At 36.1% G+C, this 23,976-nt stretch carries 34 protein-coding genes; 10 read left to right on the forward strand and 24 right to left on the reverse strand.

Translation table 11 applies throughout. From position 1 onward, the window contains the following. The 10 genes from H9635_RS10240 to H9635_RS10285 form a co-directional block, all read right to left on the reverse strand. Nucleotides 1–936, reverse strand: coding sequence for a RecT family recombinase (locus tag H9635_RS10240; RefSeq protein ID WP_191700190.1), 936 nt, complete (start codon nucleotides 934–936; stop codon nucleotides 1–3). Further along, entirely contained in the window at nucleotides 936–1,163 is a 228-nt protein-coding gene (locus tag H9635_RS10245) for a hypothetical protein (RefSeq protein WP_191700191.1), read from the reverse strand. The genes H9635_RS10240 and H9635_RS10245 overlap by 1 nt, the downstream gene beginning before the upstream one ends. Nucleotide 1,164: 1 nt before the next feature. Next, complete coding sequence (locus H9635_RS10250; RefSeq protein WP_191700192.1) at nucleotides 1,165–3,192, reverse strand: AAA family ATPase; 2,028 nt, start codon at nucleotides 3,190–3,192, stop codon at nucleotides 1,165–1,167. A 72-nt stretch (nucleotides 3,193–3,264) separates the two neighbouring features. Next, a complete protein-coding gene (locus H9635_RS10255) occupies nucleotides 3,265–3,510 on the reverse strand; it encodes a hypothetical protein (protein WP_191700193.1) in 246 nt (81 codons plus the stop codon). Nucleotides 3,511–3,633: 123 nt separating this feature from the next. Further along, a complete protein-coding gene (locus tag H9635_RS10260; protein ID WP_191700194.1) occupies nucleotides 3,634–4,440 on the reverse strand; it encodes a hypothetical protein in 807 nt (268 codons plus the stop codon). Nucleotide 4,441: 1 nt separating this feature from the next. Next, nucleotides 4,442–4,588 (reverse strand): hypothetical protein, encoded by a 147-nt coding sequence (locus H9635_RS10265; protein ID WP_191700195.1) that lies wholly within the window; start codon nucleotides 4,586–4,588, stop codon nucleotides 4,442–4,444. A gap of 30 nt (nucleotides 4,589–4,618) precedes the next feature. Beyond that, nucleotides 4,619–4,891, reverse strand: coding sequence for a helix-turn-helix domain-containing protein (locus H9635_RS10270; protein ID WP_191700196.1), 273 nt, complete (start codon nucleotides 4,889–4,891; stop codon nucleotides 4,619–4,621). Nucleotides 4,892–5,088: 197 nt separating this feature from the next. Beyond that, a complete protein-coding gene (locus H9635_RS10275) occupies nucleotides 5,089–5,322 on the reverse strand; it encodes a hypothetical protein (protein ID WP_191700197.1) in 234 nt (77 codons plus the stop codon). Nucleotides 5,323–5,337: 15 nt separating this feature from the next. Continuing rightward, nucleotides 5,338–6,123 carry a phage antirepressor gene (locus H9635_RS10280; protein ID WP_225231245.1) on the reverse strand — a complete coding sequence of 262 codons (786 nt, stop codon included), beginning with the start codon at nucleotides 6,121–6,123 and terminating at the stop codon, nucleotides 5,338–5,340. Between the two features lie 11 nt (nucleotides 6,124–6,134). Then, nucleotides 6,135–6,383 carry a helix-turn-helix domain-containing protein gene (locus H9635_RS10285; RefSeq protein WP_191700199.1) on the reverse strand — a complete coding sequence of 83 codons (249 nt, stop codon included), beginning with the start codon at nucleotides 6,381–6,383 and terminating at the stop codon, nucleotides 6,135–6,137. A gap of 149 nt (nucleotides 6,384–6,532) precedes the next feature. On the opposite strand from H9635_RS10285, the gene H9635_RS10290 reads away from it, so the two are divergent. The 3 genes from H9635_RS10290 to H9635_RS10300 all read left to right on the forward strand — a co-directional run bounded on the left by H9635_RS10290 (nucleotide 6,533) and on the right by H9635_RS10300 (nucleotide 8,697). Continuing rightward, complete coding sequence (locus tag H9635_RS10290; protein ID WP_191700200.1) at nucleotides 6,533–6,970, forward strand: helix-turn-helix domain-containing protein; 438 nt, start codon at nucleotides 6,533–6,535, stop codon at nucleotides 6,968–6,970. Between the two features lie 23 nt (nucleotides 6,971–6,993). Further along, nucleotides 6,994–7,422, forward strand: coding sequence for an ImmA/IrrE family metallo-endopeptidase (locus H9635_RS10295; protein ID WP_191700201.1), 429 nt, complete (start codon nucleotides 6,994–6,996; stop codon nucleotides 7,420–7,422). Nucleotides 7,423–7,524: 102 nt separating this feature from the next. Further along, nucleotides 7,525–8,697, forward strand: a complete 1,173-nt coding sequence (locus H9635_RS10300) for a tyrosine-type recombinase/integrase (RefSeq protein WP_191700202.1) — start codon at nucleotides 7,525–7,527, stop codon at nucleotides 8,695–8,697. 206 nt (nucleotides 8,698–8,903) lie between these two features. On the opposite strand, the gene comGF is transcribed toward H9635_RS10300, so the two are convergent. From comGF to comGA, 6 genes are read right to left on the reverse strand one after another with little or no spacing between them, the layout of a single operon-like run. After that, on the reverse strand, nucleotides 8,904–9,356 hold the full coding sequence (comGF, locus tag H9635_RS10305) for a competence type IV pilus minor pilin ComGF (RefSeq protein ID WP_225231246.1): 453 nt from the start codon (nucleotides 9,354–9,356) through the stop codon (nucleotides 8,904–8,906). Continuing rightward, a complete protein-coding gene (locus tag H9635_RS10310; RefSeq protein WP_191700204.1) occupies nucleotides 9,353–9,646 on the reverse strand; it encodes a pilus assembly FimT family protein in 294 nt (97 codons plus the stop codon). The genes comGF and H9635_RS10310 overlap by 4 nt, the downstream gene beginning before the upstream one ends. Next, a complete protein-coding gene (locus tag H9635_RS19535) occupies nucleotides 9,555–10,106 on the reverse strand; it encodes a prepilin-type N-terminal cleavage/methylation domain-containing protein (protein ID WP_191700205.1) in 552 nt (183 codons plus the stop codon). The genes H9635_RS10310 and H9635_RS19535 overlap by 92 nt, the downstream gene beginning before the upstream one ends. A gap of 18 nt (nucleotides 10,107–10,124) precedes the next feature. Further along, nucleotides 10,125–10,436, reverse strand: coding sequence for a competence type IV pilus major pilin ComGC (gene comGC / locus H9635_RS10320; protein ID WP_191700206.1), 312 nt, complete (start codon nucleotides 10,434–10,436; stop codon nucleotides 10,125–10,127). Nucleotides 10,437–10,454: 18 nt separating this feature from the next. Next, nucleotides 10,455–11,528: a competence type IV pilus assembly protein ComGB gene (gene comGB, locus H9635_RS10325; RefSeq protein ID WP_191700207.1), complete on the reverse strand. Its 1,074-nt coding sequence runs from the start codon at nucleotides 11,526–11,528 to the stop codon at nucleotides 10,455–10,457. Then, on the reverse strand, nucleotides 11,509–12,525 hold the full coding sequence (comGA, locus tag H9635_RS10330; RefSeq protein WP_191700208.1) for a competence type IV pilus ATPase ComGA: 1,017 nt from the start codon (nucleotides 12,523–12,525) through the stop codon (nucleotides 11,509–11,511). Before comGA ends, comGB begins: the two co-directional genes overlap by 20 nt. Before the next feature lie 189 nt (nucleotides 12,526–12,714). Between comGA and H9635_RS10335 the strand changes: the two genes are divergently transcribed. Further along, a complete protein-coding gene (locus H9635_RS10335) occupies nucleotides 12,715–13,413 on the forward strand; it encodes a helix-turn-helix transcriptional regulator (RefSeq protein WP_191700209.1) in 699 nt (232 codons plus the stop codon). 117 nt (nucleotides 13,414–13,530) lie between these two features. Further along, complete coding sequence (locus H9635_RS10340; protein WP_008404362.1) at nucleotides 13,531–13,773, forward strand: DUF2626 family protein; 243 nt, start codon at nucleotides 13,531–13,533, stop codon at nucleotides 13,771–13,773. A gap of 76 nt (nucleotides 13,774–13,849) precedes the next feature. Here H9635_RS10340 and H9635_RS10345 read toward each other — a convergent pair whose 3' ends face one another. Beyond that, nucleotides 13,850–14,494 (reverse strand): MBL fold metallo-hydrolase, encoded by a 645-nt coding sequence (locus H9635_RS10345; protein WP_191700210.1) that lies wholly within the window; start codon nucleotides 14,492–14,494, stop codon nucleotides 13,850–13,852. Between the two features lie 171 nt (nucleotides 14,495–14,665). Between H9635_RS10345 and H9635_RS10350 the strand changes: the two genes are divergently transcribed. Then, nucleotides 14,666–14,842 carry a DUF2759 domain-containing protein gene (locus tag H9635_RS10350; protein ID WP_191700211.1) on the forward strand — a complete coding sequence of 59 codons (177 nt, stop codon included), beginning with the start codon at nucleotides 14,666–14,668 and terminating at the stop codon, nucleotides 14,840–14,842. 93 nt (nucleotides 14,843–14,935) lie between these two features. On the opposite strand, the gene H9635_RS10355 is transcribed toward H9635_RS10350, so the two are convergent. The 4 genes from H9635_RS10355 to rpmG form a co-directional block, all read right to left on the reverse strand. Next, on the reverse strand, nucleotides 14,936–16,834 hold the full coding sequence (locus H9635_RS10355) for an LTA synthase family protein (RefSeq protein WP_191700212.1): 1,899 nt from the start codon (nucleotides 16,832–16,834) through the stop codon (nucleotides 14,936–14,938). Nucleotides 16,835–17,155: 321 nt separating this feature from the next. Beyond that, nucleotides 17,156–17,356 (reverse strand): YqgQ family protein, encoded by a 201-nt coding sequence (locus H9635_RS10360; protein ID WP_191700213.1) that lies wholly within the window; start codon nucleotides 17,354–17,356, stop codon nucleotides 17,156–17,158. 18 nt (nucleotides 17,357–17,374) lie between these two features. Then, nucleotides 17,375–17,938: a 5-formyltetrahydrofolate cyclo-ligase gene (locus H9635_RS10365; RefSeq protein WP_191700214.1), complete on the reverse strand. Its 564-nt coding sequence runs from the start codon at nucleotides 17,936–17,938 to the stop codon at nucleotides 17,375–17,377. A 147-nt stretch (nucleotides 17,939–18,085) separates the two neighbouring features. Beyond that, nucleotides 18,086–18,235 (reverse strand): 50S ribosomal protein L33, encoded by a 150-nt coding sequence (gene rpmG, locus H9635_RS10370; RefSeq protein ID WP_008408521.1) that lies wholly within the window; start codon nucleotides 18,233–18,235, stop codon nucleotides 18,086–18,088. Between the two features lie 223 nt (nucleotides 18,236–18,458). Here rpmG and H9635_RS10375 point away from each other — a divergent pair, with 223 nt between their 5' ends. From H9635_RS10375 to H9635_RS10385, 3 genes are read left to right on the forward strand one after another with little or no spacing between them, the layout of a single operon-like run. Next, nucleotides 18,459–18,908, forward strand: a complete 450-nt coding sequence (locus H9635_RS10375; protein ID WP_191700215.1) for a hypothetical protein — start codon at nucleotides 18,459–18,461, stop codon at nucleotides 18,906–18,908. Next, a complete protein-coding gene (locus H9635_RS10380; protein WP_191700216.1) occupies nucleotides 18,905–19,396 on the forward strand; it encodes an MltG/YceG/YrrL family protein in 492 nt (163 codons plus the stop codon). The genes H9635_RS10375 and H9635_RS10380 overlap by 4 nt, the downstream gene beginning before the upstream one ends. A gap of 57 nt (nucleotides 19,397–19,453) precedes the next feature. Continuing rightward, the gene (locus tag H9635_RS10385; RefSeq protein WP_191700217.1) at nucleotides 19,454–20,659 is read left to right on the forward strand and encodes an MFS transporter; all 1,206 of its coding nucleotides are present in this window, start codon (nucleotides 19,454–19,456) and stop codon (nucleotides 20,657–20,659) included. A gap of 20 nt (nucleotides 20,660–20,679) precedes the next feature. On the opposite strand, the gene H9635_RS10390 is transcribed toward H9635_RS10385, so the two are convergent. Next, nucleotides 20,680–21,531, reverse strand: coding sequence for a DegV family protein (locus H9635_RS10390; protein ID WP_191700218.1), 852 nt, complete (start codon nucleotides 21,529–21,531; stop codon nucleotides 20,680–20,682). A gap of 240 nt (nucleotides 21,532–21,771) precedes the next feature. Here H9635_RS10390 and H9635_RS10395 point away from each other — a divergent pair, with 240 nt between their 5' ends. Beyond that, entirely contained in the window at nucleotides 21,772–22,242 is a 471-nt protein-coding gene (locus H9635_RS10395) for a glutathione peroxidase (protein ID WP_191700219.1), read from the forward strand. A gap of 384 nt (nucleotides 22,243–22,626) precedes the next feature. Here the strand turns inward: H9635_RS10395 and H9635_RS10400 are convergent, their stop codons facing one another. Both H9635_RS10400 and H9635_RS10405 read right to left on the reverse strand, forming a co-directional pair. Beyond that, nucleotides 22,627–23,490 (reverse strand): TIGR04104 family putative zinc finger protein, encoded by an 864-nt coding sequence (locus H9635_RS10400; protein ID WP_191700220.1) that lies wholly within the window; start codon nucleotides 23,488–23,490, stop codon nucleotides 22,627–22,629. Then, nucleotides 23,480–23,974, reverse strand: coding sequence for an RNA polymerase sigma factor (locus H9635_RS10405; RefSeq protein ID WP_191700221.1), 495 nt, complete (start codon nucleotides 23,972–23,974; stop codon nucleotides 23,480–23,482). Before H9635_RS10405 ends, H9635_RS10400 begins: the two co-directional genes overlap by 11 nt. Between the last annotated feature and the right edge of the window lie 2 nt (nucleotides 23,975–23,976).

A 23,976-nucleotide genomic window follows, 5' to 3' on the forward strand; every position in this document is an offset into this window, starting at 1 on the left:
TTAGAACCCTGGATCATCATCTGGAAATAGTTGTTCTTGCTGTTGTTCCTCAGCTACATCAATTACAGTTTCTTTAGCAGGCTTTTCTTTTTTCGTTTTTTCTACAGGTGCAACATCTATCAATTCTTGATTAGCATTCTCTTCGATTTCTTGTTGAACCGCTTGAATATCGCCCATAGCACGTGGTTCATCTTCAAATTCGTTCTCAGTTGTACGGTTAATTGCATCAAGTAATAAATCACTATCATCAGAAGTGAATAAGAATGCTTTAGATGCTCGGTTAATTACCGTACGTTTTGCCATCTCCTGCGGATACTTATCTTGAACAGATTTGTTATTTGACTGTGACCATGAAGTTAAAATTTCATCCATCGTCATTACTGTTAAAAACTGTCGACCATCCTCATGCTCTACAATGCAATATGCACCTTCAATGTCCTCTTTCTTACCAGTAGCTGCCTTCCAATTAGCTTTATGTGATTTGAAAGCCAATCGACCTTTTTCGTCGTATTCAACTTCAAAATCTTCGCCTTTCCAAATAACATTGGCCCAAATATCTTTAATTCCAGTGAGGCGTTTAATTACTGCCTGCGTACCGTGATATGAACGTTGAAATTGTAACTTTCCGGCATAGTTGATAAAGTAACCTTGTTTTTTGGCAACTGATAAACCTTGAATCGCCATATCCTGAAGAGCAAATGCTACTGAATCTGGAAGAACCTGTTCAATGATTGGTGTTTTATTTTTGAAGTCCACTGCTGTGAGTGTAAAGAATGCCGCTTGCACTGCGTTCTCTACTGAATAATTAGCCGGTAAACTGATTTGACCTAGTTGTTGCATTTCTGTTAATCTAGCAGCTACTTGTGTAACTACTTCATTTGGTTTTTTCTTTGGTTGAACCACTTGATTATGTTGATTAGCTACGGCGTTTGTCATTACTTAACATCCTCCTTTGTCACTTCTAAAAATCCGACTTTCGTCAATTCGTTGAGAGCATTTCGTAAATCCATTGCCTCTGCAATTGTCATTGTTAGGTTTGGTGTATCTTCATGGAAAGGTAAAGCCATAATGATATAATTTGAGTTTTTACCAGAATTTTTTAATACAACGCAATCCTCTGAATCAAAAAATCCACCTGTAATCTGTACAGTTTTGATAGCCATATTAGATAGCCTCCTTCAATTCAATAGGATCTAATTCAACGCGTAACTGCTTGTCCTTCTCGGAAACTACTAAGCTAATTAATTGAGCATCAACATCAATAAATTTCGTTACTGCCTCGGCATTATCTACAAAAATTGGTGCCAGGATGCCGTAATGCTCCGATAATGTATTGATAATGTCTAAGCCTACATTGATTTTTGCCGCGTTATTTAAACCGCTGCCGTATGGTACGCCCTCATACAATGTTTCGCATACTTCGTTAAGGCCGCCGTTTACTTGTTCTTCGAATAATTTGAAGCGAGCATATTTAAACTTGCTGTTGATGCGCTCTGTAAGCATTTCAACTTTCTTACGAGTGAATGTTTCAATTAGGAATAAGTTGCCCTCTAGCACCTCATATTCAGCGGCTAAACGTTGTTGCTCTGCTTCCAACTCTGTAATTCGTTTACGTTGATTTTCAGCATTGGCAAGTTGTCCCAATTCAGCGTTTATAGTGCGCCTTTCTTCCTCAAGCTGACGGATGTTTGCATCAATATCTGCAACAATTTCATTTGCATTCAATTTTGCTTTTGTAATTCCCTCATTAATAGAAGTGATTTGAGCTGTTAAATGTTTATACTGATCAGCTGTCGTCACATCAGGTACTGCTGATTGTGCATGCTGTAATCGCTCGTTAAATTTGGTAAGTTCTTTTTCTGCAGATGATAATTTTTCGTTTAGCTCCTCTGATTTAGAGATAATTACGGTAGCAAGTTTGTCATTAATCGCTTGTACTTGTTCATTAAAATGTTCATTGTGGCTAGCTAACGATTTGCCCTTTGAAGAAATTTCAGCAAGTTTAGCCGTTTTATTTTCATTAAATTGTGCGAGCGCTTCTGCACGTGCTGATTCAAGCTGTTCAGCTGGCAAGGATTGTTTACAAGTTGGGCATTCGCAATTATCTTCATAAGTAAATTCCGTAGCTTTCACCTGTGCGTATTCTTTGCGTAATTCATTCATGATTTGTTCGTTGTTAGAAATTCCGTCCATCATTGTTTTAATTTCGCGTTCAGCATCATTTTTATCCAAATCATTCATACGAATATCCGATTTAATGATTTGAACATTCCCCTGCAGCTCTTGAATACGAGTTTGAAGTTTATAAACCTCTTGCTTGCTATCAGTTTCAAATGTCCGCTTGAAGTCAGCCAACTGCATTTCAAGCTCTTTTAATTTATGCTGCATGTCCAATACTGCCGAACCGTTCGTGACATGGTAACGTTGGTCTTTTAGTCCGTTAATTTCCATTTCTAGTTTTTCTACTTTGGCTTTTAAAGCAGCATCATCCACTTGTACTTCTGGAATCATTTTATGGATCTCGTCAATTCGCACTGGAATCTTTTCTAATTCATCATTAATGTGCTTTTTACGACTAGCTATAATCTTCTTCATATCCTCGATTGATTTTCCGCTAAGGACATCATTTAATTTTGCTAATGTTGAATCTGATGCAATAACATCTTCATCTGAAATATCACCGCAAACGGCTAATAGAATGTTACGTCGTTCTTGCCATTTCACGTTTTCATTAAAGTAAGTTGGTGAAGTTAAAAGTTTGAACACGTCCTCTTGAACAATGGACTCAACCTTTGCGACATACTCTTTTTTGTTAACTGGCACATCATCTACAAAGTGATCAGTTGTATAACCGCCAAATTCTTTGTGAGCTTGGCCACGTTTTTTTGTCCATTTTTCCTTGTAGATTTTTTTTAGTTGGACCTCGTTACCGTCGACCAAGAAAGTACCTTCAACTGTATGTTCTAGGTTATGAACTTTGAGACCTGAGCCGGTTAATGTTTGGAGTGCAAACTTAGAATCGTTGTTACTGTCCTTGTCAAAAAGCAACCAAAGGAATGCATCAAATACTGTAGTTTTACCTGTGGCATTATCACCATAGATTCGAGCATTTTCACGTTTTAAATCCACATCCAACTTACTAATGCCTTTAAAATTTCGTAATTTGATAAAGATTAATTCGATTTTCTTCATATAAATAAACCTCCTGTGATATAATTTCAGAAATAATGTTTTTCAAGACCACTGTTGCTGCAGTGGTTTTTTTCATGCCACGGTAGATTCGATTTCCAACATTACAAACACCCTTACATCGTCTACCATCGCTAACACTTCTCGCATTTGGTCATGGTCTACAACTTGGCAATCGAAGCCGGTTAATTCTGTTGCATCCGATAAATGAACATTTGCTGTCGTATTGTCAAATTTCGTTGCTTCGATACCGATAATCGATTTAAATCCGTACTTTTCAATTACAGCTATAGCTAGTTTTATCTTTTCAATTGCTGACATTCAATCACCTACTTTCCGACGGAATCCCATCAAGCAACCCTCAATTCTCCATGAGGACCGGCTAACCAACCGATTGAGGACTGCTTGACGAGAGCGAGCTATGGGCTCGCAATGTCAATTGAATTAAATATGAACAACCATTGGATCTGTGATAATCTTTAAATTTTCTAAAGGATTTCTAACTCGTTTACTACCAAAAGGTGTATTAACGTCAACCCATGATTTATCCTTTGCAACACGATTAACAGTTGAAGTATTCGCTGGTGTAGGTTCACTGTTCCAATCGACTCTAAACTGAACAATTGCTCCCTTTTTCAATTCTGTTATTGAAGGTACTTGTTTAACGGGACTGCTTTCTTCCCAAGCAATCGGCATAAATATAGTTCCAATTTGTAGCTTTTCTTTAACGAAAATTGTTGCACCCTGCCCCAACGTTCCAAATAATCCATACGACTTCCAGTCACATTTCTTAATACTTGAACCATCACTGAAATTCACACCGCTATCACATTCGTAAGGATCAGTTGAAATCCCCTTACAATTAGGGCAACGATAACCTTGCTCACCGATACTCGCTTTTAAATCTTCTAAAGTATTGAAAATTCGCACGTTATTATCTTTAATTTCAGGCTGGTTACATTCTTGGTAGTAATTCATGTACCAGTAATTACGTTTTTCTTCCCATGCATTTAAAATTTCTGCTGCGTCCATTCCTGTTTTTTCAGCGTAATGATTAGCTCTATCGATAACCCATTTGAATTTGTCGCAATATTTATGGAAACAACTTTTGAAACCCGGTTCTCCATAAGTCCCAATTGAAGCTCTCTCTAAAGGGCACCCATCCGGATTAAAACAACCGCAACTTTTTCTCTCATTACAATCACTTTCAACTGATGCTTTTAAATTTTCGTAACCTGTTGTTCCAATCATTTCATTCTCCCTTTTCTGTCACGATGTGGTATAATCGTGTTAATAGAATTTTTCTAAACTTGCCGTTGATCGTTGCACCGATTAACGGTTTTTTTGTGCCATAAAATACATAGCTTGTAAGCGTTGTTTGACTGTCATGATTCTCCACACTCTTGGTTTAATGCGCATTTTGTCCCCCCTAAAAAATTGATATAACACGTATAAATGCCGGTACTAGCGATAAAGCTTGTGATACGTTTGCAAAAATATCTGTGCCGAATAAAACTACCATTGCTTGAAATTCACAATTTGTTACTTTAACCCATTCTCTAAAAGTGGCAATATCCGTTAACTTACGATTACTCTCAAATTTACTTATGCAGGAACGGCTGCGGTTTAATAAGTCAGCCAGTTCCTGTTGTGTAAACCCTGCCGTTTCTCTGAATCCTTTCAGTATCTTTCCATAGTCCATTTTCGTTTCTCCCCCGTGTTCCAAAATGGAACGAGCCCTTTGATGTTCCAGCTAAGAACACATTTATTTGTGAAATAGAGATATACTTTAATTAGCAAGATAACTTGCTATTGAGCCATTGCCCTGGCTCTCCTAGTTCTGCCGGTTGCCCCCGGCTAAATGGCTTAAGCTAAAGCACCTGCCCGTGCATATATTTTTTAGCTTGGCCATTCATTTAACATGATTTCACGGATAGCGTTACGCGTTTCTTTAGCTAACCAAACACGCTTGCCCCGTGTTTTGCCTCGACGTTGCCAACGTAATATCCGTGGATCGTGTAAAAAATACTCTTTCAACATATCTTCTTTAAATTTAGTAATACGGATTAAATCCTCAATGTCATAAACGAGTTGTTCGTCTAAACTTTCAAGTTCTTCAAGAATTTGAGTCATGAACGTTACCTCCGTTTAATTTGCTCTTTGTGCAAATTCTTTAATTAAAATATCTGTTAAGGCGATTTGCCCTTTGCCTGTAATTAATGTTGTTCCTGTTTGGATGTCACCATCTGTTCGTGCTACCACTGCTGGACGGACACGGAACCAACCTTGCTCGATATATCGCTGTTTAGGTAAATTTCTTTCTGCCCCGTGCTGCTTAATGAGATAACCTTTCTCTCTCAGCCAGGCAATCAGTTTGTTACGCCCGATGTTTATGCCATGTTTTTCATAAACCATCTTTGCAAAAGTTCCAATATTTACTGCGCTATCCGAAAGCGCTACAACCTTACCGAACTTCGTATATGGAGAATCAGCTTCAATTTGTTTATGAAGTGCTTGGTTTTCACGCTTTTGACGTTCCATCGCTCTTTGTGCTGCAAGTAAACCTTTAGCCATGATGATCGTTTCGTCGTCATCTTCACCAGCATGAACATAAGCGCCGTTTGCTCGAATTTCTTTTAAGATGGATTTGACTTGTTTTTTGAACTGCTTTGCAATTGGTTTTCGTGATTGCATTAAGACTTCATAAAGACCATCTTCAGTTAAAAGCCACATCTCTTGAGGACCACCAAGGGTAGAAACAATGTTTCGAACCTTATCTTCCTCGTCAATGCTTTTTAGCATCATGTGAGTAGCTGAATGTTCAATCCAAGTTGCAACATCTTTTGCTAAGAAAAGTGGATTTTCGAAAGAGCCGTACACTGCCAAATCCTTATTTAATACACGTTGTTGGTGAATAATTGCTAATTGATTCATCTTCATTCCTCCTATGCGCTTTTATTACCTTTTGGTAAATCTGTTTCAAAAATAAAAACCTCGTTAAAGGATAAATCTCTATATTCTGTTAAAACGCCAGAAATAAATTTACCACCAGGATTTCGTTTACCATTTAATACTCGATTAACAGTACTATGTGCTACACCAATTTTCTTTGCAAACTCAGCTTCAGTAATGTGATTTTCCTTTAGATAGTTACGTAAAACGCAACTATCTAAGAATACTGCTTGTTTTGTCATTTCTTTCACCTCTTTACCTTTTGGTAATTACCTTATGGCAATAATATATCATTTGTTTTACCTTTTGGCAACACTTTTACTTAAAAATTTTATATTTTATTTCCTTTTGGTAATAATAGTGCTTAAAATGAAATTTAAGGAGGGGTTTTATGACTGAATTTGGCGCTTATATAAAGAAGATACGTGACTCTAAAGGTATGACTCTGAATCAACTTGCTTTATATGCAGAAATAAGCGCTGCCCAATTATCTCGTATAGAAACAGGAAAACGTGGAACACCAAAGCCTCAAACAATCGAAAAAATAGCGCAAGCTTTAAAAGTAGATTATACGGAATTAATGAAGGTAGCTGGATATGTTGATAGTGAATCAGCGGATATTAAGAAAGATAAAATTGAAAATGACATCGCCAAACGCTTAAAACAATTCGAAAAAGAAATAGAAAACAGCGATGGCTTAGCTTTTGATGGTGAGCCGATGTCAGATGAAGCAAAAGAATCGTTACTCGAATCAATGGAATTATTATTTAGACAAACACAACGAATCAACAAGAAATATACACCTAAGAAGTACCGTGATGATGAATAATATTAGGTAAAGCGAGTGATTGCATGTGGATAAAAGAGAAAACCAATCAGTTAAAACAAAAGTACAACACTAGCTGTCCATATCAGTTGGCAAATCATTTAAAAATACATGTCATGCAGCATGATCTTCATCACGAAATCAATGGCTATTATAAATACGATCGTAGAAATCAGTATATTGTTATCAATTCGAAATTGGAAAAGCATACTCAGAAGGTTGTTTGTGCTCACGAATTAGGACATGCGTTATTCCATAAAAATGTAAATACACCTTTTATGAGTCAAAGTACTTTTTTGTCAGTCAGCAAAATCGAACGTGAAGCAAATTGCTTTGCTGCCGAATTATTAATACCAGACGAATCCTTTAGTGAATATGAAACGATTCAAACTATAGCTTCATTACATAAGGTCCCGATTGAATTAGTCGAGCTGAAATGTGAGAAGCTAATTTAATACCTAAAAAAGAACATATATTCCCATTTAAGGGGGTGAGGTTAATAGATTACCATCATTAAGTTAAAGCACCTGCCCGTGCAAATGAATGGGGTAATCAAAATGGCAAGATATAAAATGACAAAAACAAAAAAAGACAGCATCTATAAATATAAAGATGCTGCCGGAAACACAAAATATGCGTATCGTTATAAATTCTATGATAAGTTTCAAAATCGTCAAGAAAAGTCACAACAAGGATTTTCGACTGAGCAAGATGCAGAAAGAGCATTAATCGAAGTGAAAGCCGACATTCTAGATGGGAATCAAAGTTATGTTACATCAGCTAACTACAAACTAATAGATTGGCTGACTATTTGGATGGATGCCAATAAAACTAACTGGCGCATTGGAACTTATGAATTATACGAACGGCATATTAGGCTTCACATTTCACCGTTGATTGGAAAAATGAAGTTAACTAAGATTACCAACATGGTGATGCAAAGAGATTTAATTAATCCTCTTATCGAAAAAGGTTTATCACAGAGGACATTAAAAAGTGTTGGGAGAATTGTTATTGCAGCTCTCAATAGTGCTGTGGATGAACGTATTATCAGAAATAATCCCGTTACCAAACTAGACTATGGGAAATTTAATGGGAAAAAGGATGGTAACTATTTTTCAGAGGAAGAGTTAAAGTTATTTTTAAACTATGTCTATAAAACCGAGCCAACGAGCTACTACACCATCTTTTTAACCTTAGGTATGTCTGGTATCAGAAAAGGTGAATTGGCTGGCTTACGATGGTCTGATATCGATTTTGAGAATAATACGATTACGATTGAGCGAACTCGCGCAAATAAAAAAGTTGGACCACCTAAATCAGATAATGGCTACAGAACTATTTCGATAAACAAAATACTAATTAATCAACTAAAGAAATATAAAGTTTGGTGCATTCAAAATAAATGGGAAAAACAAATGACTGTCGAAAAAGATAGTTATGTATTTATTGATCGTTACAAATTTACTCCTATCAGTGACACTTATGTAAATGATGCATTGGATTATTTATTAGAAAAGTGCACATATGATTTACCGAGAATCACACCACATGGTTTTCGTCATACTTTTGCATCGATTTTAATAGCGAATAAAATTCCGGTTGTATCAGTTGCAAAAATCATTGGAGATCACCCGACAACAGTTATGAATGTATATGCACATTCGCTCAGTCGTGTCGAAGAAGAAACGGTAGAATTATTCAATCATTTTAATATTGGCGAAGGATAAATATAAGTTCTTTTTTTGTGATTTGGGGTACAGTTTGGGGTACACCCTCTCCTGTGCCCTTCTAAACGTAGGTATACCAACGTTTATTGGGAAATTCCAATGAATTATAAAATTTTAATTGTGCAAAATATGCATTTGTATATAAAATGGCAGATCCAGTTACGATGAATAATAAGAGAATTGCCATTAAAAATAATGCCCCTTTTTCATTTTGGATCCAATGGTAACACGAGGGATCGTTCTCTTTCCGTTCCATCCTGCATCACCACTTTCATATTTAGATTATTGCCATCTCCTTCTAGATGCCATTTATCAACGAATGGCAATAGAATCTCATTGCCCCCTTTATTCGACCTTTTCCGTAAATGCAGCTCTGATTTATCAAATACAAATAACCGGTCGTTTGGGTCATTTTGCATTTCAAGCTGCAGTGTGCTGGAATTATATAATCTGCCAGATGCGGAATTCATATTATATTGATGCAAATCATAGACGAAAAACTCCCAATTCACTTCATCCTTCATCTTATGGATTTGCTGGATATCGTTTACCCGAATTAGGATTAGTAAGCTAATCGAAGCGAATAAACCGAAAACAGTTAACTGGAACAGACTTTCCAACAGTGTAAATCCTGCCTCATTTATCCGAGCTCGTTTCATATACATTGCTCCTTTTCCACCTCGTTGTTATCGAACAGTACACAAAGTTGTTGGCCATTATAGGTCCAATGAAAAACAGTTTGATCGATTTCTTGAGTACCGGCTGATTGACCGTATCTTTTATACTTTAACGCACCCATGAAGGCGACCTCAGCGGCATGGGTCTGTAATTTTTGATCTGCTATTTGCTGTTTCATATTATAAGTGAGTGGAATCATTGTTGAAGTCAGGAAAAATAAAATGACGACTGCCAACAGTGTTTCTACAAGCGTTAGGCCTCTCTGTGTCATGAAAAACCTCCTTTTCCAAAATTCTTGCTTTCCCAATATTCACAGAGAATTGATAGGTCACATTTTCAAAATGGTACGTAATTCGCCCAAACGCATGCGCATTTCCTTTCGTATTAAAGCTGAGCCTTGAGTTCGGGGTCGTTATAAATATTTCAATGTTTTTAGGTACCATCTGCTCGTATATAACGCCCTCTCTATTCATTTCCCTTATACGAATTCTACGGCAATTGACGATTTCAAAACTATGCGGATTCTCTTTATCAATTGAAATCAACTGCGTCATTCTTATTAAGAGTTCATTTTGATTCATTAATTGTTTTTCTGTAAAATCTAACAATGGTTTATGTGAAAAAAAGAGAATTGCTGTACTTACCACCATAAAGATTGAGAGGACAACGAGCATTTCCAATAAAGTAAATCCTTTTGCATTCGTTAAAACTGTTCTTATTTTTAACTTCATTTATTATTACCGTGTTAGCTAGCTACTCGAAGTCGAAGCTATCACTTTACCATTCTCAATTTTAATTTGCGTATTATCAGGGCATCGTAAATCTTCTTCCATAACATAGTTCTCTTCTATTAAGTCTGATATGGAACTTGGATATTCTTTATGGTTCAACTTATATGCCTCCACTTGTCCTTGAAGCATTAAAACATAGGCATCGCAGCCTTTTTCATCAATTGACGCGAAATGTTTGGATACATTAGGAATGGTTACTAAAATCAATATAGAAATAATTAACAATACAACAAGCATTTCAACTAATGTAAATCCTTTTTCATTTTTCATCATTTCTTCCACCTTTTCTTAAATAAAATCAATCACATCATACATAGGAATTAAAATACTTAAATAAGCAGCAATGACACACATGGCAATAATGATGAAAAGTAATGGTTGAACAATTGCCAGTAACCGTTCTATAATTTTCTGCAGCTTTTCATCAAGAAGCTCACAATACAAAATTAGTTCCCGCCCCAGTAAACCACTAGCCTCTCCGTGGGCAATAAAATGTTCAAACTTAGGATAAAAATAACCGACAAGCACAACAGCACGCGATAAAGAATCACCAATAAGAATACGTTCCTGTAACGTTTCGGCAATATATGCTATTTGTTTCTGATGCTGTTGGAATTTTAAATGGTCAAATGCATCTTGAAGAGAAATTCCCGCGACCAATAGATTGCCTAAATGTCTTGAAAATTGTCTTGTTAATATCAATCGCCAAAATAGGCTGAAGAAAGGGAGCTTAAATAGCAGATGGAGTTGTATGTCGATGCGTTTCTTTCTTACATAGAAAATAAACGTTATTAGCAGACAACATAAAAAAACACTAACTGCTACGATATAGTCGGGCATATGGAGGAAAAATGCCGACCATTGGATACTTGCTGATTCCTCACCTTGACCGCGCGAAGCTACGACTGAAGCCATATTCGGCAAAAAATACGTACGGAACGCAAAAAACAGCAGGATTAAAAAGGAAAATAACACTATTGGATAAGAAATTACTTTTAACAATTTTAGTTTCGCTTGTTGTTGGAAGGTAAGTTGCTTCGATACTATTTCTATTGCTTCGCTCAATCTACCGGTTACTTCAGCCATTTCTATTGATACTAAATACTGATTATCCAACCGGAGGAACTGAAAAACCTGCGTCACATTCCCTCCATTGTGCAGGATATTCGAAATTTCCTGTTGTACCGGTTCATATTGCTTCACATGATAAGGAAGCAGCATTTCTATACTATGGGCAAATGTATAGCCTTCACTTAATAATGTTGAAATTCGTTGAAGTAATGTAGGGAACTCGGAAGGCTTAATAATTGTTTTTTGAAATAACGGGGTGGTCGGAAGGTTTTTAATGAGAGGTATATTCATAGCCTTCTCCTTTTAATAGCGCCTTTTGTCCAGCTATTGTTTGTTCATAAGGCAGTGTAAAACGATGGCCTTCTATTATAGATTCTATCGCGCTCTGTAATTGTTTATCTGTCAAAAACTCAAAAACTGCTTTATAGCCCTGTTTATCAGTTTCGATTAGACGCTGTGAAATGACAGCTTTAAGCATTTGCCTCATCTCTTCTAAAGAAACAGACAAATCCTGAAGCCGATATAAACAATTGACAGTATCTTTCGCATGAATAGTAGAGATAACTAAATGCCCTGAAAATGCGGCTTCCATCGCAACCTTCGCTGTTTCCTGATCACGGATTTCCCCCAGCATGATGACTTCAGGTGAATGTCTCAATACTGCCTTCAAACCGGCTGAATACGTTATACCAGCCCGTTCATTAACTTGAATTTGCAACAGATGATCCTGTGTACTTTCCACAGGGTCTTCAATTGATATAACATGTCGTGAAAGATGCTGAGCACAGTATTGCAACATTGAATATAGTGTGGTCGTCTTCCCACTGCCGGTCGCCCCACTTATCAATATTAAGCCGCTATCCATACGAGCCAGCCTATCCAGTTGTCGAACACTCTCATGGAAATGACATAATGTTTTTAAGGGGACCGTATGATTTTGACGCAATAATCGAATCGCCAAGCTCTCTTTGTAAAAACTAGAAGGTAATGTGGAAATTCGGAATGCATACATCAATTGGCCGATAAACTTTTGAAACGCACCACTTTGGGGTTTTCGCCTTTCACTAATATCGAGGGATGACAAAAATTTAAAGTAAGAAATCATTCGTAAGGCGAGATCATTGGGAATTTCATTAGTCTTTTCAAACCGGCCATACTTCCTGAGCAATACATCAAAACACTCTTCTCTTGGAATTAAATGAATATCCGTTGCATCAAGCTTTGCTGCATTCGACAAAAGCTCTAAACATTTTTGTTCAATTATAGATTGCTGTTCGATGTTAATCACCTCTTTTAACTTGATATCCTTTATCTACTTATATTATAAAACCGTCTATACAAAATTAATAGAAATGGTGAAATAATTTCTTTTTAAGGTATTTTTTGTATGAATATTAACAATTTCAATGGCATTTCATGTAGAATAATAGAAAAGTAGGCACTTTTATATTATATTTAGCTTGATGGAGGTGGAAAAATGCTACATCCTATTAAAATCACTAGTACATTGGCAGATGAAACTCGATTTTCCATTTATGAGTATATGTTACAATACAAAAAATTTGTATCGGTTCAGGAAATTGCTGAACGATTTAACATTCATTCAAATGTGGCACGTTTACACTTAACAAAGTTGTCAGAAATCGATGCAATTTCAGCGGAATATCTAAAAACTGGAAAAGGTGGACGACCTGGGCGAGTTTATAAAGTTAATGATGAAGGAATTAACCTAAGCTTTCCTAGACGAGATCCGGCTTCTCTAATCCGATGGTCACTCGAACTTATATATGAACTAGGTGACGAGGCATTGGACAAAGCGCGAGATATTAGTTATGAGGATGGAAAACAGTCCATGCAGGTAATGCTCGATGAAATAAAAAGGAAATTCCCTTTAACTTTCGAAGATAAAATTGCCCTGTTAACAAAAAGCGCCAAATTAATCGGCTATGTTCCTGAAGTTATTGAAAATGAACAAACAAAATCCCTTATATTTTCAATTTTCAACTGTCCGTTCCATAACCAATTAGAAAAATACGGAAATATTGTATGCCAACTTCACGAATCTTACTTAAAAGGACAAGTTGATATATTGTTTGGCAAAAATGAAATTTCTCAAGTAGAAAGTATGATGGATGCATGTTCTTTCTGTAAATATAAAATTGCCGTTCACAATTAATGGCAAAAATCACGCGATTGTCACAACTCTTCCATAACTTCCAGTTTACATTATTAAGAAACTTGATTTATAATGGTTAAGAGATTACTCTATTTTTTTGCAAAAGGAGGGAAATTCATGAGCAATATGTATAAAGTTATGGCATTCTGGACTGCTATTTTCGCCGTTATGTTCTACCTTGGTGGTATGAACGAGGTTTCGCTATTATTCGTAGGTAATACAGGTTTATTCTTATTATTAGGCTTCTTAAATCTTTCAGAACGCATGTACATGTACATTTTCGGAGCATATTTAACAGTATTCTTCGCCGGATTCACATATTATACAACTTTCATCCACACACCTGGTGGTGGACACTAAAAAAAACGACCTGCTCTTATTTTAAGAGCGGTCGTTTTTTTATATTAAACTAAATCATACTATATAGAAAATACGCTTAAAATCCGTTTAAAAAAGGATTCGAATTCATTTCTGCTGCAGGAGTCGTATACTCTCCATGCCCCGGATATATAATCGTATCTTCCGGTAACGATAATAATTTCTCATGTATCGATTTAAGCAATACTTCCATTGAACCACCAATTAAATCTGTTCGACCGATACTTTGCTCAAATAACGTATCCCCAACAATAGCAAAGCCATCTTCTTTAAATATAAAAGAAATACTACCTGGTGAATGCCCTGGTGTATGTACAACGTCAATTTTAAATTCGCCAATTGCCAGCTCGCCTTCTTTACGAATAACGTGCGCTTCATCAGGTTTCCCCACTATATAATTTGGTAACTCCGCATATTTCCCTGAACCGTTTTTCAATGGATCTGCTAACCAATCAACTTCCTTTACGTGTACATATAGCGGTATATTATACTTTTCTCTTATAGCATCCACTGCACCAATATGATCAAAATGTGTATGCGTCAATAAAACAGCTAAAGGTCTTAATCCGTTTTTTCGTACCTCACCAATAATGCGTCCTGCTTCTTCACCCGGATCAAAAATCAGACAATCTTTCTCCTTATTGCTTACAATGTAACAATTTGTTTGAACTGGCCCTAAACTATATTTTCTTATATTTAACATCTAATCACCTCAATTCTCATTATACATTTTTTCTTCCTACTAGATAGTGAAAACTAACGTTCAAACAAACGTCATTTTTAGTCCTCGACAAACGAATTGGAAACCTTTACAATAAAAGAGGAATATTGTTGCGACATTTTTTGGAATGTCTTAAAGGAGTGTCAATTTTTTATGAACTTATTAATGGTTATTTTTGGTCTAGTTGCAATTCTTGGCGTAGTTGGCATATTCCAATCAATCAAAGAAAAAAATCTTTTAGCTGTAGCATTCAATGCTTTAGCAGCAGGAGTATTTGGTTGGTTTGTTATCATGACAGTTTTAAATCAAGGCTATCCACCAACACACTAATTGCAATGGGAAAACGTGTCGCTATCTAAGCGATGCGTTTTTTTCTGTAAAGTAAAAAAAGCTGTTCTTGAAATGTTCAAGAACAGCTTTTTGTTATTTATAATTTTGATCTGTTAGTAAATTACCTGTTTCAGAATCATAGAAGCGTAATAAATCGCCATTGATAATCTGATCGGAATACTCTAACTCCTGGGTAGCTCTGTCAATATATGGTTGACAAGCATCGATTTCAATTGATTCGCCTGTAGCACGGTCATAACATACTTCCCCTGCGTAAACTACTTTATCCGTAATAAAACGTCCATCACGGAAGATAACGAAATCTTCATGTTCCTCTGAAAACAAATCTGCACCAAGCTGCATATCTTTAGATGTTTCGATACCTAGAAGGTGCAATAGTGTCGGACGAATATCCAGTTGCCCAGATACATTATCCATCACTTGTCCCTCATTGTCGCCCGGAATGTGAATATATAATGGGACAGCCTGTAATAATGCGCTGTCATAAGGTGTAATTTCTTCTTTATTTAAATACTTTGCCATCGCCTTATTATGGTTTTCCGAAATTCCGTAGTGGTCACCATACATAACGATAATTGAGTCTTCATATAAGCCCTGTTCTTTTAAATCATCGAAGAATTCCTTCACTGATTCATCCAAATAGCGAACCGTTTGGAAATAGCGATTCAATGTACCAGAGTTTGAATCATATTCTGGAATCATTACATCTTCCGGATCCAAGTAGAATGGATAATGGTTTGTTAATGTAATTAATCTACTATAGAACGGTTGTGGCATTTCCTTCATCAATGCTGCTGATTGTTCAAAGAATGGAATATCTTTTAATCCCCAGTTTACTGATGTTTCTTCTGTTACTTCATATGACTCAATATCGTAAAATTCATTTAAATTAAACGATTTGTAAATCATATCACGATTCCAGAATGATTTATTGTTCGCATGCATAACATTCGTGAAATAGCCATTCTCCCCTAAACGCTCTGCGAAGGAGTTATACGTATTTTCACCATGTGTAAAGAATACCGCTCCACGACCTAGACCATATAACGAGTTTTCAAAGATAAACTCAGAATCGGATGTTTTCCCTAATCCTGTCTGGTGATAAAAATCGTTGAAGTAGTACGTATCTTTATCCTGTGTTAATGAGTTCAAGAAAGGTGTAATAACTTCCCCGTTCATTTCATTATTAATAACAAAGGATTGCAATGATTCTAATGATATAGCAATGACATTACGTCCTTCATACTTGCCGAACATTTGGATATTTGGCTCTGCCTGATTGGCACGAATATAGTTGCTCACTTCCACAAGTTCACTACCGTCTGCTAAAGCACGTTGGGCAGATGATTTAGATTGTACATACACATCATATAAATGATAGTTATATGTTCCGATATTCTTAACTAATAGCTCACGGTCAAACGCACGCGTCAATAGCTGTGGACGTTCTGTTTCCGCTAACCCCAAATTCAAAAATAATACAGCTGCTGTCATAACGAAATATGCTTTACGTGCATCTTTGCGAATTGGCGTGAATTCAACAGATTTAGGCATAAGCTTAAGTGCAATTAAAATAATCGCTACATCGACGAAATATAAAATATCCGTCCAGTTAATAATTGCAGCCGCAGATGTTCCCAGCTCTCCGAAGTTACTTGTTTGAAATAATACCGGTAATGTGACAAAGTCATTATAAAAACGGTAGAACGCTACATTTCCATATAAGACGAATGCCAGTAATATACTACCGCCAACGATAAAACGATTTCGTGCCTTTGGAGATTTTAAAAATAATGCCAATCCATAGAAAAATAACAAAAAGCTTAATGGATTGATGATTAAAATTAATAATTGCATTGCATTCTCTATTTTCATATCAAAACTTGTTTCATAAACAATTACAGTTTTAATCCATGTTGCTATTACGGCAATCGCTAATATCGAATGTTTAGGCCATTTAAAATCTTTCATCTCCTATACATCCTCTCTTTACATATTCAAATTTTTAAATATATTATTTTATTTGTGTAAATTCCAACGTGAAACAAAATATATCTTAAAGCTTTTCAGTCTAATACGCAACAGTATTCTGTTGGGAAAATTATGAAAGTGCAGTTTGAAAATACACTATTAGTTAGTACGTATTAGAAACGAAAAGGTTTCGTAAAATATGAAAACAGCGGTGAACTTCCGCTGTTTGACTAAGGGTATAATTGAGTCAGAAACGTTCAAAACCCCTAGTTACACAAGCAGTCCGGTAAACGTTACCTATTATTATACAATAAATAAAGTTTATTTTCCTGCTTTTAGTCTTTGCTCTTCTTGACGTAAAATTAACAACGCCATCTGAAAATCTTTAATATCCAAAACATTCGTTTTATATAATTCCTTAATTTCATCTTCCATCAAATATAGATCACCAATACGGTCCTTAGTGTAAATGTAGATTCCGTATTGTTTCAGTAATCCAATTATGTCCAACATTGACTTCATTTGTCGTTCCTCCAACATTTATCCGCAAATTATGCGCTCTTTGTCTGTAAGTAGTATATGTACCGGTAGATCATGTGATTCTCTCGGCACTTCATTTAAAAGCTGTTCATCAAAAGCGAGGGAAATGCGCTTTCCGCTGTATCCAACTAAAAATCGGTCATAATAACCGCCACCAAAACCAATACGGTAGCCTTGACGATCAAACACTACACCTGGAACAACTATCACGTCTATTTCCTCTTTTTCAACTAATTGTGTCAATTCTGGGATTGGTTCTAAAATGTTTTTGTATGCCCGTTCCGTCTCAGCAAAGCTATCTATTTTGTAAAACTGCATCGAACGGTCCGCCGGGTTGCATTTTGGAACGACAACTTTCTTATTTAATAGCCAAAATTGCTCGATTATAAACGTAGTATCTACTTCAGGTTGATTCGATAAAGTAAGCCCAATGGTACTAGCCTTTTTAATAGAAGGTTCTTGTAATAACTGCCGGGCTAAATTGAATGAGCGCTCACGATATGTTTGATAAGACATTCGTGCCAAATTTTCCTGAACATGTTTACGATAATCCCTTTTATCCAACTAATCCCCCTACTTTCTTCATATAGGTTAACAGTTATTATCATAGATCAATTTTAAATCCATCTATCATAAAAACGTTCAACAATGTTCGTATGTTCCAAGTAAAAAGCCAAAACCCACAAGTGGTTTTGGCTAACTGAGCGATTATTACTTTGTTTCACGGTGAAGAGTGTACTTCTTCTCGCGAGAGCAATATTTTTTAAGTTCAAGACGCTCTGGATTGTTACGCTTGTTCTTTTTTGAAATGTAGTTACGTTCGCCGCAGTCTGTGCAAGCTAAAGTAATGTTTACGCGCATCATTAACCCTCCCACTCTAAATTAAGAATATAAATTTATTTGAGCATGATTTATACGACTTACCTATTATAACACACTCTCTCAAAAAATCTAGTATGATTTATTATTAAGTTTTACTATGCTAAAATAAAGGTAATTTGTAATGAGGTGGAAGGTTTTTATACAAACAAGACATGTTTCATTACATCTTCAATAAGATTAGTAATAAAATGGAGGACTACATATGGAACTTTCTTCGATATTAATGATTGCAGGAATTATCGTCATTATCTTATCGTTATTTTTAAAAGATAAGTCCGTTCAGGTTGAAAAAGATGTAGAAGAATTATCAATTAATATTTATCAGGAAACAAATGCTTTAAAACGCCGAATTAAACTACTGGAGGAAGAGTTGCTGGTAGAACCGAATTTCCAGGTTAAGCATCCTGAAGTCGATAAACCCGATGCTTTTACTTCTTTTCAGAAAGTGGCTGCTCAAATCAAGACAGGTCAAAGCAGTTATACCCAATCCGACTTAAAATCTGAAAAGAACAATAAGCCAATTAACGGCATTTTAGTAAGTCAGGTTTTGGCATTAAACGGTCAAGGTTTATCAATTGATGAAATCAGTAAACTTTCCACTTTATCACATGCCCAAATCCAGTCGATTTTGGCAAACGGAGGGAAACAATGAAAACCTCGTTGCGAGCATTTGGAATTGGTCTATTTGTGGCGGGTGCAAGCATCGCTTTAGTTGATTTATCTTCTGGTGAAACCGAATCCAAACAAAAAGACATAGCACTATATGAACAGCAGTTAAAAGATTATGAAAATCAAATAACCTTGTTAACCGAACAATTGGACAAGCAAAATTCTCACAAAGATGAAAAATCTGAAAATCAAACAGCTGAAAAAACAAATGATTCCTCTTCTATAAATGAAGAAAAATCGAATACTGAGAAAGTTACCGAAGCGACGATTTATATATATGAAGATGTTTCCATTTATACAATCGGACAGCAGGCAGAAGATTTTGGCATTGTTGCAAATGGACGCGAACTTGAGCTGTTTTTATCCAAACCGGATTATGCGCGCTCCATTCAAAAAGGTGCGTTTGATCTAAGTTCTGACATGACAATTGAACAAATCGCTAAAGTATTAACAGGACAATCAATTGAATAGCGAATACGAAAAGCTGTTCTTTATATTCAGGTCAGCTATTCATGATTGGGGGGTATTATGGATTACATAAAAAAAGGAACGAAAGCATTTACAATGACGAATATCGCTCTATTTTCCGCGGGCTTTATTACCTTTGCAAATCTTTACGTTACACAGCCACTTCTGCCCCAGTTTTCGAAAGACTATAATGTTTCCCCTGCTACAGCAAGTTTGTCGCTATCTGCAGCTACTTCAGTCCTTGCATTTAGCCTTATACTTTTCGGTTCATTATCCGAAGCATGGGGACGGAAAAAGTTGATGACGATTTCGATTTTTGCAGCATCTTTCCTTACTTTCGCATTGGCTTTTGCACCTAATTTCGAGGCAATTCTTGTACTGCGAATTCTGCAAGGTTTTGTATTTGCAGGTGTTCCCGCTATTGCGATGGCTTATTTAGGAGAGGAAATGGATCCCACAAGCTTTGGAGCTGCAATGGGGCTTTACATAAGTGGCAATGCTGTTGGAGGATTATCTGGTCGTATCATTATTGGTACAATGTCCGACCTTTACAGCTGGCAAATAGGAATGATTGTTCTTGGTGTATTAAGCATTATTATAAGTTGTTATTTCGTCTGGGCACTTCCGGAATCGAAACATTTCAACCCACGCCCATTACAATTTAAACTATTATCAAAAACATTATTTCAGCATATTAAGAACAAAAAGCTCGTTTTATTATTTGGAATTGGTTTCACATTAATGGGCAGCTTTGTCACAATGTACAATTATATTGGATTTAAATTAGTCGAGCCACCTTATTTATTAAGTATGACAATTATTAGTTGGCTTTTTATCGTATATCTAGTCGGGTCATGGAGCTCTGCCTGGTTCGGCAGCTTATCCGATACATATGGACGTCAAAAGGTTTTATACAGCGGTATTCTTATTATGCTGACAGGGGCCCTTTTGACATTTCCGGTGAGTTTAACTTTAAAAATTATTGGTCTTATTATTTTTACATTTGGTTTTTTTGGGTCCCATTCTATAGCGAGCGGTTGGGTGAGCCAGTTGGCAGAAAATGACAAAGCGCAGGCCTCTTCCTTATACTTATTTGCGTATTATATGGGCTCTAGTATAGGAGGGACAATTGGAGGATTATTTTGGTCTAAATACGGCTGGATAGGAACGGTAACTTTTATGGTATCTTCCCTATTAATTACTTTGATTTTCGCTGTCTTAATTCATTATTTATATTTGAATAACAAAAAAATGCAGGACATCTAAATGGATGCCCTGCATTTTACTTATTCACGTACCCAAGTTAAACCTAATGTTCCTTCGCCCGCATGAACACCTACACATGCAGATAATGGCGTTGGCTTAAATATAATAGTAGGAAACTGCTCTTCCAGTTCCTTTTTCCACTCAATTGCTCCCGTAAGATTGTTACAATGTATAACTGCTACTTCTTTTACAGGTGATTTCTGAATGGCACGTTGCAGTTTTTCGATTACGGCTTTTTTTGCACGCTTATCAGCACGAACTTTTTGTGCTACTTCTACGCCGCCCTCTTTATTATATTCAATGACTAATTTAATATTTAATAAATTACTAAGAAACATAGCTGTCCCTGAAACTCGTCCACTTTTATGCAGCTGGTCTAAACTCGCTGGTATAAAGGCTAGTTCTGCATTTCCACGCATTGCTTCAATTTTCTTCACGATCTCTTCTGGTTCCAGGCCGTCTTTTTCAAGTTCCAATCCTAACTCCAACATGTATTGCATTGGATAGGAGCCAATTTTTGCATCGATAACAAAATTTTTAAATCCTGCCTGCTCAGCTGCCATAGGAGCACTTAATACTGTTCCTGATAATTGCTCGGATGTATGAATGGCAATTGCACAATCATAGCCTTCCTGTTTTAATTTTTCATATAATGCTACATGCTCACCAAAAGCAGGTTGGGATGTTTTCGGATGTGCTTTTGCATTTTTTAATTTATCATAAAATTCATCATGTGTCATATCAATTGTTTCGCGTAGTGCGCCTTCTTCAAATACAATATTTAATGCAAGCACATGTATGTTATGCTTCTTTATAAATTCCGGCGATAATAGTGCTGCTGTATCTGTAACCCATGCAATCTTTTTTGTCATTCTAAATCCCCTTGATGTATAAAATTATTTACTCAACATAATGTAAGCGCAAACATATTTCCCACACAGTGACAACTGTCACGTTTTACTTAATAAAATTTACCGTTCGACATTTTTTCGACAAAAATTTTATTTTATTTTTATACTCCGATGAAATGGATTATTTTACATAATGGCATTTTTTACGTACGATAATAATACAAAATTTAATATGAATAGTTTTTTAGGAGGAGAATATTAATGAATATTTATGACATCCCTGTTAAAACAGAAAAAGGGGAACAATATGAATTAGACCGCTATAAAGGACAGGTAATGATGATTGTCAATACTGCGAGTAAATGTGGCTTTACGAATCAATTTTCACAGCTTGAGGAACTTTATGAAAAGTATAAAGAGGAAGGATTTGTCGTACTTGGCTTCCCATCCGATCAATTTAAGCAGGAATTATCTTCAAGTGAAGATGCTGCCGAATTTTGTCGCATGGACTACGGCGTAACTTTTCCAATGCACGAGATTATTAAAGTGAACGGTGCGGACGCTCACCCATTATTTAAACATTTATCTTCAGAAGCAAAAGGACTTTTAGGCCAATCAGTTAAATGGAATTTCACGAAGTTTTTAGTCGATCGGGATGGAAACGTCATTAAACGTTATGCACCACAAGATTCCCCGACAAAAGCAGAAAACGATATTGCCAAATTACTTTAACGTGTAAAAGCAGCCGAATATTTGAATTCGGCTGCACAGATTGTCGACAAAAGGTCTCGAAAAACCTTTTGTCTTTTTATTATAAATTTTAATTAGGTGCTTAGCAGGAACAAGTTGTTCATGTTCATAGAATTTATTGCTAGTCATCGTTCGTACCTCGCTTTATTTAAAGGGATGAATAAGTTGATTGGAATGGAGGGACCGTGACTCCACCGGGAACCGCACGTGCGGAAGATCCACTAAATGGTGCCTGCCGCTCTTGGCACCATTTAGTTAGCTGGAGCCGTGCCCGGGGAAAGCATCGGTCCCGGAATGGAAATCAACGGTTTTAAGAGTTTGTCTACAGTCTCAGCAGCCGAATATTTGAATTCGGCTGCAGTTTTTTTAAAACAAAAACTCTTCTTCCTTTTTTAAATCCAGATATAATGGCATAATCACCAAACATATTACGAGTATAAAAATAGCAACACATAGAATATTCAATGGAAGCGGTAAGCCAAAATAAGGCGAGAATATTAAAGTTGCCGTTGTTTGCATCGTTAATACCCCTATTATTTGACGGTATTTTTTTGTGTAAAACAATTTTTCATTACATGATGGACAATGCAATTCCATTTTAAAATGCCATACCATTTTAATTTGCTCCTTTTTTGAAAATGAATGGCTACAATGCGGACAGTATATAGTACCGGATGTATTGCGGGCAAAATAAAATGAAAGTAAGATTTGAAAAATAATAATTAAGATGAAAATACTAAACTTCAGCCACTGAATGTCCAATTCTAACATCTGAAGTATTCCACCTATTGCAGAGATGATAAATGGCGCAATAAAGATAAGCACATATCGCCAACTATAAACCGTTTTTCGTAATTTAAGTATTTTCGGTTTTTGCCATCGCCTCATCGTAAAAAATACAATTGTCGCGAGAATACCATTAATAATTAGCAATACACTAATAATGGCTACATGTTTGCCTCGTCTTATTAATTCAGTTAAATGTTCTGTTTCATAACTATCTGTTACTGGCTTAGATGCTTGATTGATAGGTGAAACAAAATCATCATTACTAATTAGGTACAAAAAAAACAATGCTGTAAAAACAAAAACCGGTGCAATCACCATTGTCCAATTCACCTGACGTTTCGGGCGTTTTGAATGAATAATCGTTTGATTTATATTCTTCTTCTGTTGTTCCGTTAGTTGCAGCTTACTTAACTCTTTTTGCCATTTTTCTTTATTCATCATTCATCACCTCCATACTTAACTTTGGCCTTAACTTCGCCCTTGCACGCTGTAAACGTGATTTAACCGTCGATACCGCCAATTGTAATAACTCTGCTATCTCGATAACTGTCATCTCTTCATAATAATAGAGCAATAATACTTCCCGATCTTTGACGGGTAAGGCAAGAACTGCAGCAGTTACTTCCCCTTGTAACTCCTTCTCTACATAAATTTGCTCAGCACCCTTTTCATATGGTTGAAACAACTGAAAAATAGCAAATTTCTTGTTCTTCCAGCTTCTCAAATAATCATAGCTGCGGTTTATCGTCATTTTTACTAAATATGTTTTAATCGACGCCTTCTGTTCAAATTGATCCGATTTATGATAAAAATTTAAAAATACGTCCTGGACAACTTCTTCTGCCGCTAAGCGATCCTTCGTATATATAAAGGCAATTCGGTACAAATAATCACTATATGTATCAATAAGCTGCTCAATATTCACTT

Origin of the sequence: Solibacillus faecavium (genome assembly GCF_014836905.1) — a bacterium.
Classification (GTDB): Bacteria; Bacillota; Bacilli; order Bacillales_A; family Planococcaceae; genus Solibacillus; species Solibacillus faecavium.